Here is a 16,448-nt window from a genome sequence, read left to right on the forward strand (position 1 = left end):
ATTTCTTCACAATAATGATATTTAATGAATGAGCATCTCAGAAGAGTGATAAGTTTTATAAGATTATGCTTTAGCGAAAGAGCTAATTCTCTTTCGCTACATCAGTCAGGATTAATTATCATACAAATTTATTCTGAAAATTTCTGTTCCAGATATTTTTCAATTTCGGCTAAATCATTTTCAGGCTCTGGGACTTCATTCATCCATGCGATTAATAAACGATAAGCAACTGCTAATACAACGGGGCCGATAAATAAGCCAATCATGCCAAATGAGAGTATTCCACCAATAACGCCTATTAATATCAGCGCCATAGGTAAATCTGCGCCCAGACGGATTAAAAACGGGCGAAGAAATCCATCCATTGTCGTTACGATACAGCTCCAGACCAGTAGCACGGTTCCCCAGGTTGTATCACCTGTCCAATAAAGCCAGGCAACAGCGGGAACTAAAATCAATAATGGACCGAGTTGAGCGACACAACAGACAAACATGAGTACTGTCAGCAACGTAGCATAAGGAATGCCTGAAACAGCCAAGCCAAGACCACCGATAATGGCTTGAACCAATGCGGTAACCACCACTCCGAGCGCTACGGCACGGATGGATTGTGCTGCCAACAGAATGGCGGCATCTCCGCGTTTATTTGCCAGGCGAATGGCGAAATGGCGAATGCTTATCGTCACCTGTTCGCCTTTTAGATATAAAAGCACGCTGAATAGCACCATCAAACAGAGATGGAATACGAAACGCCCGGCATTTGCCGCCTGAGTAAAGAACCAGGTTGCTGCTTCTCCAATATAAGGCTGGACTTTAGCTATCAGAACATTTCCACCATCAGTAATGAGTGAATTCCAACCGCTGTAAAGTTTATCGCCAACCAGAGGAATACTATTCAGCCAGGTCATTGTCGGTATCTGAAAATGAGAGGGGGATTTAGCCCACTGGATTAATGGCGCGCTGTTTTCCAATAAACTACTGACCAGTAATGCAATAGGGATCACAAATAATAGAATTAACAGTAGCGTCATGATGGAGACAGCAATCCAGCGTTTACCCCATAAACTGTTCTGTAGTTTTTCTAATAATGGCCAGGTAGCGATAACAACCATGCCGGCCCAGACAAAACCAAAGATAAAGGGCTTTATTACCCAAAAGCTGGTAACAATTAACAGTGACAGGAAAATTAAAGTAAATAATAGTTTTGGTAGGTCATAATACGGTTGAGATTTGTCCATAAGTTAATTTCTCTCAGGGATTTAGTGGCGCTAAAGATAATGAATACATAGGATGTTATCTACAGGTTACTCAAAATAGGTGAATATTATGATAAGGTAAACGCTTGCCTTCTCAGACAAATCAGTTAACGGTAGTAAATGGTTACGGCTGATTAAGGCATTGATTCAAAGATAGTATAAATAAAGCAATGTGGACACTCATTTTAAAAGGGTCAAAACGATAATGATCCCACGTATATCACAAGCACCGCACGTCAGTGAGGTCGCACAGAAATTCTTGGATACATTAAAGGCACAAGGATTTACCGGAGATGTTGCCAGCAGTTATGCCGATCGTCTGACAATGGCGACAGATAACAGTATCTATCAACTCTTACCACAGGCTGTCGTTTTCCCTCGATCCAGTGCAGATGTGGTTTTACTGGCTCGAATCGCAGGTGAAAAAGAATATCAGAATTTGACATTTACTCCACGTGGTGGCGGTACAGGCACAAACGGTCAGGCGCTTAATGATGGTATTGTGGTGGATATGTCCCGTTATATGAATCGTATCCTTGAGATTAACCCGGAGCAAGGTTGGGTCAGAGTTGAAGCTGGGGTGATTAAAGACCAACTGAACCAATATTTGCGTCCATATGGTTATTTCTTTTCACCGGAGCTTTCAACCAGTAACCGTGCAACATTGGGTGGCATGATTAATACCGACGCGTCCGGTCAGGGCTCATTAGTCTATGGTAAAACCTCTGATCATGTTCTTAGCCTACGGGCAGTTCTATTAGGGGGGGAATTACTTGACACCCGCGCTATGGATATAGTCCAGGCGGAATCGATTGCGCAAGAAGATTCGGTTACCGGTCGCATTTATAACACAGTGCTTAGTCGTTGCCGTGAACAACGTGAACTTATCGTTGAAAAATTCCCCAAACTTAATCGCTTTCTGACCGGTTATGATTTGCGCCATGTTTTCAGTGACGATATGCAAAAATTTGATTTAGGCCGTATCTTAACCGGTTCAGAAGGAACGCTAGCCTTTATTACCGAAGCGGTTTTGGATATTACCCCGCTGCCAAAAGTTAGGCGGTTGGTGAATGTGAAATATGGTTCATTTGATTCTGCACTGCGTAATGCTCCTTTTATGGTGGAGGCAAAGGCATTATCGGTTGAGACCGTAGATTCCAAGGTGCTGAATTTAGCGCGTGAAGATATCGTCTGGCACTCAGTCAAGGAATTGATTACGGATGTTCCTAACAAAGATATGCAGGGGTTGAATATTGTTGAATTCAGTGGCGATGATCAACCTTTGATAGATCGGCAAGTAGAAACACTTTGTCAGCGCCTTGATGAACTGATGGATGGTAATCAAGCTGGAGTTATTGGTTATCAAATTTGCCGAGAGTTAGCTGATATTGAGCGTATTTATGCAATGCGCAAGAAAGCGGTTGGCTTGTTGGGTAACAGTAAAGGTGCGGCGAAACCCATTCCTTTTGTAGAAGATACGTGTGTACCGCCACAGTATCTCGCTGATTATATTGCGGAATTCCGGCAACTATTGGATAGCCATCATCTCAATTATGGCATGTTTGGTCATGTGGATGCGGGGGTGTTGCATGTTCGGCCGGCGCTGGATATGTGCGATCCTCAGCAAGAAATACTGATGAAACAGATTTCTGATGAAATTGTCAGTCTCACCGCACGTTATGGTGGTTTGCTGTGGGGAGAGCATGGTAAAGGATTTCGCGCTGAATACAGCCCGGCATTTTTCGGTAGCATCTTGTATGAAGAATTACGCCGGATCAAGGCCGCCTTTGATCCAGATAACCGTTTGAATCCAGGTAAAATTTGTCCTCCGATGGGGGTTGATGCCCCGATGATGAAAGTCGATGCGGTTAAGCGAGGAACGTATGACCGGACAATTCCGATAAATGTAAAGAATACATTCCGTGGCGCTATGGAGTGTAATGGGAATGGGCTCTGTTTTAATTTCGATGTAAAAAGCCCGATGTGTCCATCGATGAAAGTGAGTCAGCAACGTATTCATTCGCCGAAAGGACGCGCGACACTCGTGCGTGAATGGCTGCGTCTTTTGACTGAACAGGGTGTGGACCCAACGCTACTGAAACAGGGATTAGAACAAAAACGACCAAGTTTGCGTGGGTTGATTGAGAGGACTCGTAATAGCTGGCAGGCATGGCGCGGAGAGTATGACTTTTCTCACGAAGTGAAAGAGGCAATGTCTGGTTGTCTGGCATGCAAAGCTTGCTCAACACAGTGCCCGATTAAAATTGATGTTCCATCATTTCGTGCACGTTTTCTTGAGTTGTATCATGGCCGTTATTTTCGCCCTTTACGTGATCATATTGTGGCGAGTGCGGAAAGCAGTACGCCATTAATGGCTAAAGTTCCTCGGCTATTTAATTTCTTCCTGAAACAGCCGTGGATGCAAGAATTGAGTCGCCGGACTATCGGCATGGTGGATTTACCCTTGTTATCCAGCCCGACGCTGCATCAACAACTGGCGGGTCATTATGCACTTTCGACCACATTGGAACAGCTTGAAAAAATGGAACAAGCTCATCGTAACGAACATGTGTTGATCGTTCAGGACCCGTTCACTAGCTATTACGATGCTAAAGTTGTGGCTGATTTTGCCTGTTTGGTAGAAAAATTGGGATATAAACCCGTATTACTGCCATTTTCTCCAAATGGTAAAGCACAACATATCAAAGGCTTTTTATCTCGTTTTGCTAAAACGGCCAAAAAGACGTCAGATTTTCTGAACCGGGTTGCTGAATTGGGTATTCCAATGGTCGGTGTTGATCCTGCGCTGGTGCTGTGCTACCGGGACGAATATAAAGAAACTCTGGGAGAGCGGCGCGGCAAGTTTGAGGTTCAGCTTGTTCATGAATGGTTGATTAATACCTTACCGGAGAAAAGTGACCGTGAAGAAAGATCCGGTGATAAATGGTATCTATTTGGACATTGTACCGAAGTGACTATGTTACCGGGCAGTAGTCAACAGTGGGGAAAAATTTTCCATCGGTTGGGTAGCAAGCTGGATAATATCAGTGTAGGCTGCTGTGGCATGGCTGGAACCTATGGTCATGAAAACAAAAACATAGAACACTCTATTGGTATCTATAAGTTATCCTGGCAACCTGCCTTGCAGAAATTACCATTGGAGCGTTGTTTAAGCTCCGGTTATTCCTGCCGCAGTCAGGTTAAGCGGATAGAAGGGCAAGTACTTAAGCATCCGTTGCAAGCTTTATTGGAGATAATCCCATGATTTGGAAACGTGATATTGGACTGGATAGCCTGAATCAAGTAAATAGCCAATGTATGATGGGCCATCTGGGCATAAAAATCACGCATATCGGTGATGACTATATCGAAGGCACAATGCCGGTTGATTATCGCACGCGTCAGCCATTTGGCTTATTGCATGGTGGGGCATCTGTTGTGCTGGCAGAATCACTCGGTTCTTTAGCTGGGTATCTCTGTTCCGAAGGTGAGAAAAAAGTTGTTGGGTTGGAAATCAATGCTAACCATATTCGGTCGGTTCGTAGTGGTGAAGTGAAAGGCGTATGTAAACCTCTTCATATTGGCCGCAATCACCAGGTGTGGCGAATTGATATTTTTGATGAGCGGCAACATTTGTGCTGTACCTCTCGGTTAACCACATCAGTTTTACCTGGATAAAATATAAAAAAAGTGGAAGTAGGTTATTGGTGTGGAATAACCTACTATTTAAGTGAAGAAGTTATTTTTTATGGTAATTGAATTGAGTTGCGATAACCTTTAAGAAGTATAGATATTTATGGAGCTTATCGATATTTTTATAATATTATGGGTTATTTGAGTTTCTTATATATATTCGATGAATTTAAATGTTGAATTATATTAAGGAAATTAATATTGAAATAGATAAATAACTAATTGAACAATTTTACTTAAATTTGTAAATGCCGATATATCAATTAATGCTAAAATTTCAGTAGTTCTAATTACTGTTTAATTCCACTGAAATATGAAGGGTGCCTGAGAACTAAGCCATAACAACATCTAAAAGGGCGGGAGTAAAAGCCTCCCGCCTAAGGTTGCCTTACCTGTCGCTGGATTCGTAAGCCATGATTGCCGCAACCTCGGTATTACCTCGTTTGATATGGAGCTTACAGAGTGAACCTCTTGTTATCCATGTGAACAAGAGTAATGTCACACAAATAACGATCAAACTAAATATTACGATTTTTTGTGGCTTCATCGCCTTCTCTCCTTGCTTTTTGTCAGGTAAGAGGCTAGCCTTATGTTGTTCAGCATTAGGAGTAGCCTCATTTCGATTTATAGTCGGATGGGGCTTTTCTCTTTCTGCCTGAAACATAATTTTTGCTTAGAACATCATGCTCAAGACAGAAAGTCTCAAGCACCCGGAGGCAGTATACTTTTATTCATATGAGATGCAAGATCTTGAAAATATTTATTATGGTCAAGTAATACCTTCAAATTAAATTAGCCAGATAGTGAAGCTATTAATAAGAAAAGGAAGGAATATTGAAAATGGAATATATAGATAAAATGGCTTCTTAATGCGTTTAATTAATTGCGTCGATTAAATAGAAATTCTATTTGCATATATTATAATCATAATGGCTCGGTATTACCTCGTTTGATATGGAGCTTACAGAGTGAACCCCTTGTTATCCATGTGAATAGGAGTAACGTCACACAAATAATGATCAAACTAAATATTGCGATTTTTTGCGGCTTCATAGCCTTTCTCTCCTTGCTTTTTATCAGGTAAGAGGCTAGCCTTATGTTGTTTACGCATAGAAGTAGCCTCATTTCGATTTATAGTCGGATGGGGCTTTTCTCTTTCTGCCTGAAACATAATTTTTGCTTGGAATATCATGCTCAAGACAGAAAGTCTCAAGCACCCGGAGGCAGTATACTTTTATTCATATGAGATGCAAGATCTTGAAAATATTTATTATGGTCAAGTAATACCTTCAAATTAAATTAGCCAGATAGTGAAGCTATTAATAAAAAAAGGAAGGAATTTTGAAAATGGAATATATAGATAAAATGGCTTCTTAATGCGTTTAATTAATTGCGTCGATTAAATAGAAATTCTATTTGCATATATTATAATCATAATGGCTCCGTATTACCTCGTTTGATATGGAGCTTACAGAGTGAACCCCTTGTTATCCATGTGAATAGGAGTAACGTCACACAAATAATGATCAAACTAAATATTACGATTTTTTGTGGCTTCATAGCCTTTCTCTCCTTGCTTTTTATCAGGTAAGAGGCTAGCCTTATGTTGTTGGGCATAGGAGTAGCCTCATTTCGATTTATAGTCGGATGGGGCTTTTCTCTTTCTGCTTGAAACATAATTTTTGCTTAGAACATTAATGCTCAAGACAGAAAGTCTCAAGCACCCGGAGGCAGTATACGTTTATTCGCATGGGATGCAAGATCTTGAAAATATTTATTATGGTCAAGTAATACCTTCAAATTAAATTAGCCAGATAGTGAAGCTATTAATAAGAAAAGGAAGGAATATTGAAAATGGAATATATAGATAAAATGGCTTCTTAATGCGTTTAATTAATTGCGTCGATTAAATAGAAATTCTATTTGCATATATTATAATTATACTGGCAACCGCCATTCTGTATCTCCGGTTAACTATATCAATTTTTCCTGATTGGTTGCTATTTTCATATCGGGGAGGGAACCATTCTCATTCTCCTGTGTATCTAAAAGCTCACATCAAATGGTATTTCTGATGAACTTTTTGTGCTTTTGTCTTATGCCAATAAGTAAAAAATAGCACAATTGATCAAACTAATAATTTATAGATAAAACAGTAAATTAAAAATATACCTTCATGTGAAATGAACATAAATCATCGTATTTGTATAAAATTTGGGCTTCTCAAGGTATATCCTCTTAAAACAAATGGTTGAAGTGATAAAGGTTATCATTACCATTGTACGGGAGGAGAACTCTCCGATAATGGCTATAGAACAAATGTGAGGTCAACTATGACAAATAGTGTTGAAACCTTTTCTCTGAATGAAACCGTATGGCAGGGAATCACTATCACCGCGAGAGCCGCAGCGCAGATCCTAAAATTGATGCAGCAAAACCCACAAAGTAAGGGATTATATCTGGGGGTTAAGCAGTCAGGATGTGCCGGCTTTGGCTATGTGTTTGAGATGGTTAACGATCCAGCACCTGATGATCTAAGGTATGAAAGTGAAGGTGCATGTCTATATGTCCCTCTGAAAGCCATGCCATTTATCGATGGTACTGAGGTGGATTTTGTCCGTGAAGGTTTAAATCAGATATTTAAATTCAATAATCCAAAAGCACAACATGCCTGTGGGTGTGGTGAAAGCTTTGGTATATAAGTGTACCAATATATGTCTCAGAGCAATGTGGAAATCAGTGATGATGTGCAGACTTGGCTCAGCGATCATCGTTATAAAGAAGGCTTCTTTACTCAGGTAGCGACGGATGAGTTAGCTAAGGGTTTGAGTGAAGATGTTGTGCGGGCTATTTCCGCAAAACGCAATGAGCCCGAATGGATGCTTGAATTTCGGCTAGAGGCTTATCGCCATTGGCTAGGAATGGAAGAACCCCATTGGTTGAAAGCGAATTATCCCAATCTTGATTATCAGGACTACAGTTATTATTCAGCACCTTCATGCGGTGCTTGTGATGATAGTTGCAATTCACAATCTGGCGCTGTTCAAGGATCAGGAGCGGAGCAAGCTAATAGCTATTTAACTGCGGAAATTGAAGAAACATTTGATAAGTTGGGTGTTCCTGTACGGGAAGGTGAAGCTGTTGCGGTAGATGCTATTTTTGACTCTGTTTCTGTTTCAACAACTTATCGGGATAAGTTAGCGAAAGAAGGTATTATTTTCTGCTCATTTAGTGAAGCGATACAGGAATATCCCGGATTGGTCCGTAAATACCTCGGCAGCGTGGTTGCAAGCCACGATAACTTTTTTGCCGCGTTGAATGCCGCAGTTGCTTCTGATGGTACCTTTGTTTATGTACCGAAAGGAGTTCGATGCCCAATGGAGCTATCCACCTATTTTCGTATCAACGCAGCGAAAACGGGCCAATTTGAGCGTACTATCTTGATTGCTGATGAAGGCAGTTATGTCAGCTACATAGAAGGGTGCTCCGCACCGGTGCGTGATAGCTATCAGCTTCATGCTGCGGTTGTCGAAGTGATTATCCATAAAGATGCCGAAGTGAAATATTCCACTGTCCAGAACTGGTTTTCCGGGGGTGACAGTGCCGGGGGAATTCTCAACTTTGTGACTAAAAGGGCGTTATGTGAAGGTGAAAATGCCAAAATGTCTTGGACTCAATCGGAAACAGGTTCCGCAATTACTTGGAAATATCCCAGTGTGATCCTGAAAGGGGATAACTCGATTGGCGAGTTTTTCTCCGTTGCTCTGACTAACGGTACTCAACAGGCAGATACCGGTACCAAGATGATCCACATTGGCCGTAATACCAAATCAACCATCATTTCAAAAGGCATTTCGGCTGGCCGTAGTCAGAACAGTTATCGCGGATTAGTCAAAATATTACCGGGGGCGGAAAACGCCCGTAACTATACCCAATGTGATTCCATGTTGATTGGTACCGAATGTGGCGCGCATACATTCCCTTATGTAGAAGTACAGAACAATACGGCGCAATTGGAGCATGAAGCGACAACCTCCCGCATTGGTGAAGATCAATTGTTCTATTGCTTACAACGTGGCATCAGTGAAGATGATGCGATTTCCATGATTGTTAATGGGTTCTGTAAGGATGTGTTCTCTGAACTTCCCCTTGAATTTGCCGTTGAAGCACAAAAATTGCTGGCGATCAGCCTTGAACACAGTGTCGGATGAGTTTTCCCTGTTTCCCTTTTTTATGACAGAACGTTAAGTCGTTCGAAGGCATGTAATATGTTAAGTATTAAAAAGTTACGAGTCAGTGTTGAAGGTAATGAAATTCTAAAAGGATTAAATCTTGAAGTTAAACCGGGTGAAATTCATGCCATTATGGGGCCGAATGGTTCCGGTAAAAGTACATTATCAGCAACGTTAGCTGGCCGTGAAGAGTATGAAATCGATGATGGTGAAATCACCTTTAAAGGAAAAAATTTACTTGGATTTGAGCCAGAAGAGCGAGCCGGGGAGGGGATTTTCCTGGCTTTTCAATATCCAGTGGAAATTCCGGGTGTCAGCAATCAGTTTTTCCTGCAAACCGCAGTGAACGCAGTCCGCCAATATCGCCATCAGGAGCCGCTGGATCGCTTTGATTTTGCCGATTTTATCGAAGAAAAAATTGAATTGTTGGATATGCCACCGGATTTGCTGACACGTTCAGTTAATGTCGGTTTTTCCGGTGGTGAGAAAAAACGTAATGATATTCTACAAATGGCTGCGCTGGAGCCGACACTTTGTATTCTAGATGAAACAGATTCAGGGCTGGATATTGATGCACTGAAAATTGTGGCTAATGGTGTGAATTCTCTACGTGATCCAAACCGCTCATTCATTATTGTGACCCATTACCAACGTATTTTGGATTATGTCAAACCTGATTTTGTGCATGTACTTTATCAGGGACGAATTATTAAATCCGGTGATTTCAGTTTGGCGAAAAAGTTGGAGGAACAAGGTTATGGCTGGCTTATTGACCAACAGTGAAAGAGCTGAAAAGGTGCGTCAGGTGGCAGAACGTAACCAGCAAGCATTAGCACGTTTTGCTGATTTGTATCATTGCCGTCATGGTGAGGATTCATCTCATGCCCGTTTGCATTGGCAACGGGTCACTCAAACCGGTTTTCCTCAATTCAAACACGAAGATTGGCGTTATACGCCGCTGGATAAATTGTTAAATCAGCAATACAGCCGCAAAACTTGGGAATTGACAGTAGCACAATGCGAACAATTGGCGATTCCAATGGATTGTTGGCGTGTCGTTATGGTGGATGGTTGTTTTTCACCCTTACTGAGTTCCTGTGAATTTGGCCCATATCAGCTAAATTTACTGGATAACAAAAGTGGACTTCCGGCGCCGATACAGGGTGAGATCTTTCTGCATCTGACAGAGAGTTTGGCTCAACAGCCTTTGGTTATTACGTTAAAGGCTGAACAAATGGCAGAAAAGCCCCTTTACCTGCTGAATATAACCAGTGGTCATTGTAGTGAAGCATTGAATACTAGTCATTACCGCTACCATATTGCCGTAGGCACGAATGCCAGTGCCAACGTGATTGAACATTTCGTCAGTATTGATGGACAGCAACCTCATATGACAGGAGGCCGATTAACTGCGGAAGTGGGGGATAATGCTCATTTCACTCATATAAAACTGGGGGTTGAGAATAGTGCAAGTTATCACTTTGCGCATAACGATATTGTGATTGGTCGTGATGCTCAAGTAAAAAGCACCAGCTTTTTATTAGGTTCTGGGCTTGGCCGACACAATACCAGTGTTAAGTTGAATGGCGAAGGAGCGAATCTGTTGTTGAACAGCTTACTGTTGCCACAAGGAAAAGAGGTCGCTGATACTCGTACTTATTTGGAACATAATAAGGGGCATGGTGAAAGCCGCCAGTTGCATAAAACCATTGTGATGGATCAGAGCAAAGCGGTATTTAACGGCATGATTAAAGTGGCTCCTCATGCATTGAAAACTGACGGAAAAATGACCAATAACAATTTGTTGTTAGGTAAACAGGCGGAAGTGGATACCAAACCCCAACTGGAAATTTACGCTGATGATGTGAAATGCAGTCATGGTGCGACCATTGGTCGGATAGATGAAGAACAACTGTTTTATCTGCAATCACGCGGTATCAGCCGACATGATGCAGAACATATGATGGTATTTGCTTTTGCTGCGGAGCTGACTGAATCTATTGAAGATGAATCCTTGAAGGCCGTTGTCATGAAACACATTAAGCACCGTTTAGCGAGAATGGCAAAATGACTTTTTCTGTAAAAAAGGTGCGGCAAGATTTCCCGGTGTTAACTCAACAGGTCAATGGGCATCGACTGGTTTATCTTGATAGTGCTGCCAGTGCTCAGAAGCCGGTTTCGGTTATTGAACGAGAAAATGAATTCTGTTTGTACCAGTATGCGGCGGTTCACCGGGGAATCCATACTCTGAGCTCTGCGGCTACCCGGATGGTTGAAGATGTTCGCCACCTGATGGCGCAATTTATTCATGCTCAAAGTAATGAAGAAATTGTATTCGTTAAAGGTACGACGGAAGGGATTAACCTAATTGCTAACAGTTATGGCCGCAAATTTATCAATAATGGCGATAATATTGTTATTACTGAAATGGAGCATCACGCCAATATTGTTCCGTGGTATATGCTGGCAGAACAGATAGGATTTGAAATTAGAGTATGGCCATTGAATGAAAATGGCGAGTTGGATCAAGCGGTTTTAGCCTCTTTGATTGATTCACGTACTAAATTACTCTCTTTTACTCATCTCTCTAATGTGCTTGGCACAGTGAATCCTGTACGTCAAATTATAAAACAGGCAAGAAAACTGGCTGATGAGCAGGGGAGTTGGTTACATATTCTAGTCGATGGCGCTCAGGCCATTATGCATAAGCAAGTTGATGTGCAGGATCTGGACTGTGATTTCTATGTTTTTTCCAGCCACAAATTATATGGCCCAACAGGCATTGGTGTGCTTTATGGGCGCAAATCCCTGCTGGATGCTATGCCACCTTGGGAAGGGGGTGGGGCGATGATAAAACAGGTCAGCCTGCAAAAGGGGATAACCTATGCAGAACCACCGTGGCGATTTGAGGCAGGAACCCCAAATATGGCGGGAATTATTGGGCTTGGTGCTGCTGTTGATTATGTCACTTCACTTGGGCTGGATGAAATTCAGCAACATGAACAGGCACTGATGGATTATGCGATGGTACGGCTAAAAGAGGTCAGAACCCTGAAATTGTATGGCCCTGAGCAACGTCAGGGGGTTATTGCTTTCAACCTTGGCCAGCATCATGCTTATGATGTGGGAAGTTTCCTTGATCAATATGGAATAGCGATCCGTACCGGGCATCATTGCGCTCTTCCGTTAATGGAGCATTACCATGTTTCCAGCATGTGTAGGGCGTCATTGGCGATTTATACTACGCAAGACGATATTGATGCGCTTGTTGTTGGATTGCAGCGAATAGAAAAGTTACTGGGTTGAGCCGGTTATAGATCGAAAGAGTGATAAGGAAGAAGTCATGGCAAGTTTGCCCGACGTAAATAAATTGTTACATAATTTTTCCCGTTGCCAGAACTGGGAAGAAAGATATCTCTATATGATTGAACTGGGGGCGAGGTTGTCTCCTCTTACTGACGAACAACGCCAGCCTGAATATTTAATTGCAGGTTGTCAGAGTCAGGTATGGATACTGCTGAGAATGAATCACCAAAACAAAGTGGAATTTATTGGTGACAGTGATGCCGCTATTGTTAAAGGATTGGTTGCGATTGTCTTTATCCTGTTTCAAGAGAAAACTCCCCAGGAGATTCTGGATTTGGATGTGACTGAATATTTTGGAAAATTGTCTTTGGAGCAACATCTGACACCCTCACGCACGCAGGGGTTACATGCGATGATACGCGCCATCCGAAATAGGGCAAGTAAAATGGTTTAAATATCGGTCTTACGTGTTTCTTTCGCTACTGATAATATGTACGGCCAATAAGGCTTCAACCTTTTACACTTAAATTTATTCGATAACATTCAGAAGTCATTCCAGGAAGCAAGCATGAAACGAGTTTTAACGTTTATTGGCGTGTTATTGTTCAGTGGGCTAACTAATACAGTCAGTGCCACGGAATATACTTTGCCAGCGGCCAATAGTCGTTTAATTGGCGAAAATACGACATTGGTTGTACCCGATGATGGACGTTCTTTAGAGGCCATTGCTGCCGAATATGAAATTGGTTTATTGGCAATGCTGGAAGCTAACCCAGGCACCGATCCTTATTTGCCTGCTCAGGGTTCTGAACTGATTATTCCATCACAAATGTTGTTGCCTGATACACCGAGGCAGGGGGTTGTGATTAACCTTGCAGAACTCAGACTCTACTATTTTCCTAAAGGAAAAAACAAAGTCATCGTTTATCCGATTGGTATTGGGCAACTCGGTCGTAATACGCCAGTGATGACAACATCTGTTAGTCAGCTAATTAAAGATCCAACTTGGACGCCGACTAAGAATATCCGTAAACATTATGCTGAACAGGGGGTTATTTTACCTGCGGTTGTTCCTGCTGGCCCGGAAAACCCTATGGGTGCATTTGCATTGCGCTTAGCTGCCGGGCGCGGAGAATACTTGATCCACGGCACTAATGCTGATTTTGGTATCGGCCTGCGGGTGAGTTCGGGCTGTATTCGTTTGCGCCCTGATGATATTGAAGCGCTATTCAACGCTGTTCCCCGAGGAACACGAGTACAGATTATCAATGAAGCGGTTAAGTATTCTGTAGAACCAAATGGTGAGCATTATATTGAAGTACATCAGCCGTTGTCTAAAAAAGAGGATGATGATCCACAGACATTACCTATTGTCCGCTCAGCCGATTTGAACAAGTTCATTGATAATAGCAAGACAGATAAGAATATTGTTGAACAAGCGATGGTACGTCGTTCTGGTATGCCGGTGCTGGTAAGTAAAGGTATAGAGCCTGAAACACAACAGGACTTACCAGAAGAGAATATAGTGCGGATGGAAGACGATGTTAAAGGTGCAGAACAGGCAGTGAATAACGATGTATCTGAATCGTTTAAATTACCGCCGTTATATCAGCCTGGGCCAATCTATCGGGAAAATTAATATTTTATTGCGGACAAGGAAGTCAGCGAATATTTATCTGACAGAATCTGATGATAAAAAAACGGCGCACAGATGGATTGTGCGCCATTTTTGTACATAATTACAAAAAATTATTTTTTGTAGGAACGAACTTGATTATCCAGACGCTGATTCGCACGAGCTGCATCGTCTTTAGCGGCTTGAATGTCAGTACGTACTGCGTTCACGTCATTGCTCAGTTGATCAACTTTTGCATTCAGAGTCTGAATATCAGAAGTCAGTTGGTCAACCTTAGCAGTGCTTGAACAACCAGCCAACAGAGTAGAAGCCAGAACTACTGCACCCAGTACAATTTTAGTACGATTCATTATAATACCCTCTAGATTTAAGTTAATCTCCAAGTAGCCATGTAAGTATTACACAAAGTTTTTTAGAAAGAGAATAAATTTTTATCATGAAAACCAATTATTTCAATTTTTCTCTTTAGTGAGCGGATAATTTTCATCTAAATGTAAAAAAACAAAACCGTTGAGTAACATTTTAATCAAAAAAAGCCTATTCCATGAGGGAATGATATTCTTCGAAATAATTTTAGTTAAAAATTCTTATAAATAAAAAATACAATATCTTGGTCATCTTGCATCTATTGAACCATCGGGACATCTCTTTAATGAAGCCATTTTTTATACATAAATTTAGGGTTTCTCTTAAAACAAATTTGTTAACTGAATCTTATTGTAGATGAATAACTTGACAATATTCAGGTTGAATCCTAGGCTCAAATTCAAACTGGTAAGAGGAGTTTGTTATGTTAACTGATCAATCTAACGAATATTTTAACATCAGCATTGACAACGGAGTCGCTCATTTACAACTCAGTCGTCCTGAAAAGGCAAATAGTTTGGCGCTTGGGTTTTGGAAACGATTTCCTGAGGCAATAGAGCAACTTAGTCGTTCAGGTGAAGTGCGGGCAATGGTGATCTCTGGACAGGGAAACACATTTTGTGGTGGGCTTGACCTGCAAATCTTTGCCTCTGGCAAAGAGGCTAATACGACTAATCCTACTGAGCGGGAAGCGATGCAGTTCAACTTATTGCAAATGCAGGAGGCGATAAGCGTATTGGAACGTGCTCGATTTCCTGTTATTGCCGCCGTACAAGGCGCTTGTCTTGGAGCAGGTTTTGATTTAATTGCTGCATGCGATTTTTGTTTTGCTGCTGAAAATGCGAAGTTTCGTATAGAAGAAACCAATATTGGTATGATGGCTGACTTAGGTATTCTTCAACGTCTGCAACATTTGATCCCGGGTGGTATGGCTCGCTATCTTGCTCTGACTGGGGATACGCTGAGTGCGGTTCAGGCTCATGATTTGGGGCTGGTGGTAAAGGTGTTCTCTTCTACGGCGACATTAATTGAAGGCGCTCTCGCAACTGCCCGGCATATTGCTGATCGACCTCCAGTTGCTATTAACGGGGTTAAACGGGCCATGCTTTACAGCCGTGATCATGGTGTTTACGAATCGTTGCAACAAATAGCACTTTTGCAAGCTTCGATATTTAGTCGTCAAGATATCTTGTGCTCGATTCAAGCGAAAACAACCGGAACAAAAAGTGAGTTCCAGAACTTAAGCGAAGTCAGTAAAGCTTTCGATGAGCCATGATCAAGGCAAAGATGTTGATGATATGTAAAGAGGGTTCTCTACAAATGATGTAGTGCTGGAAAATGTCATCATTGTTGAGGGTTAAGCCATTTTCTGACCGCGAGAAAACAGAGAATGGCATTATTATTAATATTAACTAGCATATAAGCGGATGGAATAATTTTTCCATGTGATGAATATATTAATAATATTCCTATTTTTATTTAATTTTGATTAATTATTCCTGTTGTTATTTCTTATTAATAATGTGTAAGACGTTTATAAAATATTATTCTTGTTAAATTTAATTCGATAATAGTGATTAATGATCGGATTGTAGAAATAGTAGTTGATGATGAATTTGTTGATAACATTGCATTAAAGGGTATAGCATTAAAAGACATATTTTTGAGGAGTGAGTTAATCTATAGTCATTTTATTTTTGCATGTTATTACATGAATATGAACACTAATAGAACCATGTGATAATCTAGGTTTGCCGTTAGTCAGATGGATAGGGAAGCAAGGTAGAGATAATATCAATGATAAAAAGATATTGAACGAAGGGGATAATCAAGGTGAATAGAAATAACAAAGGTATATTATTATATTTTAAAGTTGTTAATGTCTGGGTGAATAACCGTAGGGTTTTATCTGTGTGAATTATTTTTGAAAAATATGTGTCACATCGTTATCTATGCTCC

General features: G+C 41.2%; 15 protein-coding genes. 10 read left to right on the forward strand and 5 right to left on the reverse strand.

Translation table 11 applies throughout. From position 1 onward, the window contains the following. Positions 1–128: 128 nt before the first annotated feature. Positions 129–1,238 (reverse strand): AI-2E family transporter YdiK, encoded by a 1,110-nt coding sequence (ydiK, locus tag KZ793_RS03000; RefSeq protein ID WP_225813354.1) that lies wholly within the window; start codon positions 1,236–1,238, stop codon positions 129–131. 223 nt (positions 1,239–1,461) lie between these two features. Here ydiK and ydiJ point away from each other — a divergent pair, with 223 nt between their 5' ends. Beyond that, entirely contained in the window at positions 1,462–4,521 is a 3,060-nt protein-coding gene (gene ydiJ, locus KZ793_RS03005) for a D-2-hydroxyglutarate dehydrogenase YdiJ (RefSeq protein ID WP_225813355.1), read from the forward strand. After that, the gene (gene menI, locus KZ793_RS03010; protein WP_011146847.1) at positions 4,518–4,934 is read left to right on the forward strand and encodes a 1,4-dihydroxy-2-naphthoyl-CoA hydrolase; all 417 of its coding nucleotides are present in this window, start codon (positions 4,518–4,520) and stop codon (positions 4,932–4,934) included. Before ydiJ ends, menI begins: the two co-directional genes overlap by 4 nt. A 403-nt stretch (positions 4,935–5,337) precedes the next feature. Here menI and KZ793_RS03015 read toward each other — a convergent pair whose 3' ends face one another. The 3 genes from KZ793_RS03015 to KZ793_RS22805 all read right to left on the reverse strand — a co-directional run bounded on the left by KZ793_RS03015 (position 5,338) and on the right by KZ793_RS22805 (position 6,626). Continuing rightward, positions 5,338–5,496 (reverse strand): Hok/Gef family protein, encoded by a 159-nt coding sequence (locus KZ793_RS03015; RefSeq protein WP_075262240.1) that lies wholly within the window; start codon positions 5,494–5,496, stop codon positions 5,338–5,340. A 377-nt stretch (positions 5,497–5,873) separates the two neighbouring features. Beyond that, complete coding sequence (locus KZ793_RS22800) at positions 5,874–6,074, reverse strand: Hok/Gef family protein (protein ID WP_397443566.1); 201 nt, start codon at positions 6,072–6,074, stop codon at positions 5,874–5,876. Positions 6,075–6,380: 306 nt separating this feature from the next. Next, entirely contained in the window at positions 6,381–6,626 is a 246-nt protein-coding gene (locus KZ793_RS22805) for a Hok/Gef family protein (RefSeq protein ID WP_397443567.1), read from the reverse strand. A gap of 656 nt (positions 6,627–7,282) precedes the next feature. Here KZ793_RS22805 and sufA point away from each other — a divergent pair. The 7 genes from sufA to KZ793_RS03060 all read left to right on the forward strand — a co-directional run bounded on the left by sufA (position 7,283) and on the right by KZ793_RS03060 (position 14,126). Next, positions 7,283–7,651, forward strand: coding sequence for a Fe-S cluster assembly scaffold SufA (gene sufA / locus KZ793_RS03030; protein ID WP_225813361.1), 369 nt, complete (start codon positions 7,283–7,285; stop codon positions 7,649–7,651). 12 nt (positions 7,652–7,663) lie between these two features. Continuing rightward, positions 7,664–9,160, forward strand: coding sequence for a Fe-S cluster assembly protein SufB (sufB, locus tag KZ793_RS03035; RefSeq protein WP_225813363.1), 1,497 nt, complete (start codon positions 7,664–7,666; stop codon positions 9,158–9,160). Positions 9,161–9,217: 57 nt separating this feature from the next. Further along, the gene (sufC, locus tag KZ793_RS03040; RefSeq protein WP_225813371.1) at positions 9,218–9,964 is read left to right on the forward strand and encodes a Fe-S cluster assembly ATPase SufC; all 747 of its coding nucleotides are present in this window, start codon (positions 9,218–9,220) and stop codon (positions 9,962–9,964) included. Beyond that, a complete protein-coding gene (gene sufD, locus KZ793_RS03045) occupies positions 9,939–11,252 on the forward strand; it encodes a Fe-S cluster assembly protein SufD (RefSeq protein ID WP_225813373.1) in 1,314 nt (437 codons plus the stop codon). The genes sufC and sufD overlap by 26 nt, the downstream gene beginning before the upstream one ends. Continuing rightward, positions 11,249–12,487, forward strand: coding sequence for a cysteine desulfurase SufS (gene sufS, locus KZ793_RS03050; protein ID WP_225813375.1), 1,239 nt, complete (start codon positions 11,249–11,251; stop codon positions 12,485–12,487). Before sufD ends, sufS begins: the two co-directional genes overlap by 4 nt. A 37-nt stretch (positions 12,488–12,524) precedes the next feature. After that, on the forward strand, positions 12,525–12,941 hold the full coding sequence (gene sufE, locus KZ793_RS03055) for a cysteine desulfuration protein SufE (RefSeq protein WP_225813377.1): 417 nt from the start codon (positions 12,525–12,527) through the stop codon (positions 12,939–12,941). A gap of 114 nt (positions 12,942–13,055) precedes the next feature. Then, complete coding sequence (locus KZ793_RS03060) at positions 13,056–14,126, forward strand: L,D-transpeptidase family protein (RefSeq protein WP_225813379.1); 1,071 nt, start codon at positions 13,056–13,058, stop codon at positions 14,124–14,126. A gap of 110 nt (positions 14,127–14,236) precedes the next feature. Here the strand turns inward: KZ793_RS03060 and KZ793_RS03065 are convergent, their stop codons facing one another. Further along, complete coding sequence (locus KZ793_RS03065; protein WP_036805405.1) at positions 14,237–14,473, reverse strand: major outer membrane lipoprotein; 237 nt, start codon at positions 14,471–14,473, stop codon at positions 14,237–14,239. A gap of 440 nt (positions 14,474–14,913) precedes the next feature. Between KZ793_RS03065 and KZ793_RS03070 the strand changes: the two genes are divergently transcribed. Continuing rightward, the gene (locus KZ793_RS03070; protein ID WP_225813381.1) at positions 14,914–15,765 is read left to right on the forward strand and encodes an enoyl-CoA hydratase-related protein; all 852 of its coding nucleotides are present in this window, start codon (positions 14,914–14,916) and stop codon (positions 15,763–15,765) included. The last annotated feature ends 683 nt before the right edge of the window (positions 15,766–16,448 follow it).

Source organism: Photorhabdus antumapuensis, from assembly GCF_020387775.1.
Lineage (GTDB): Bacteria > Pseudomonadota > Gammaproteobacteria > Enterobacterales > Enterobacteriaceae > Photorhabdus > Photorhabdus antumapuensis.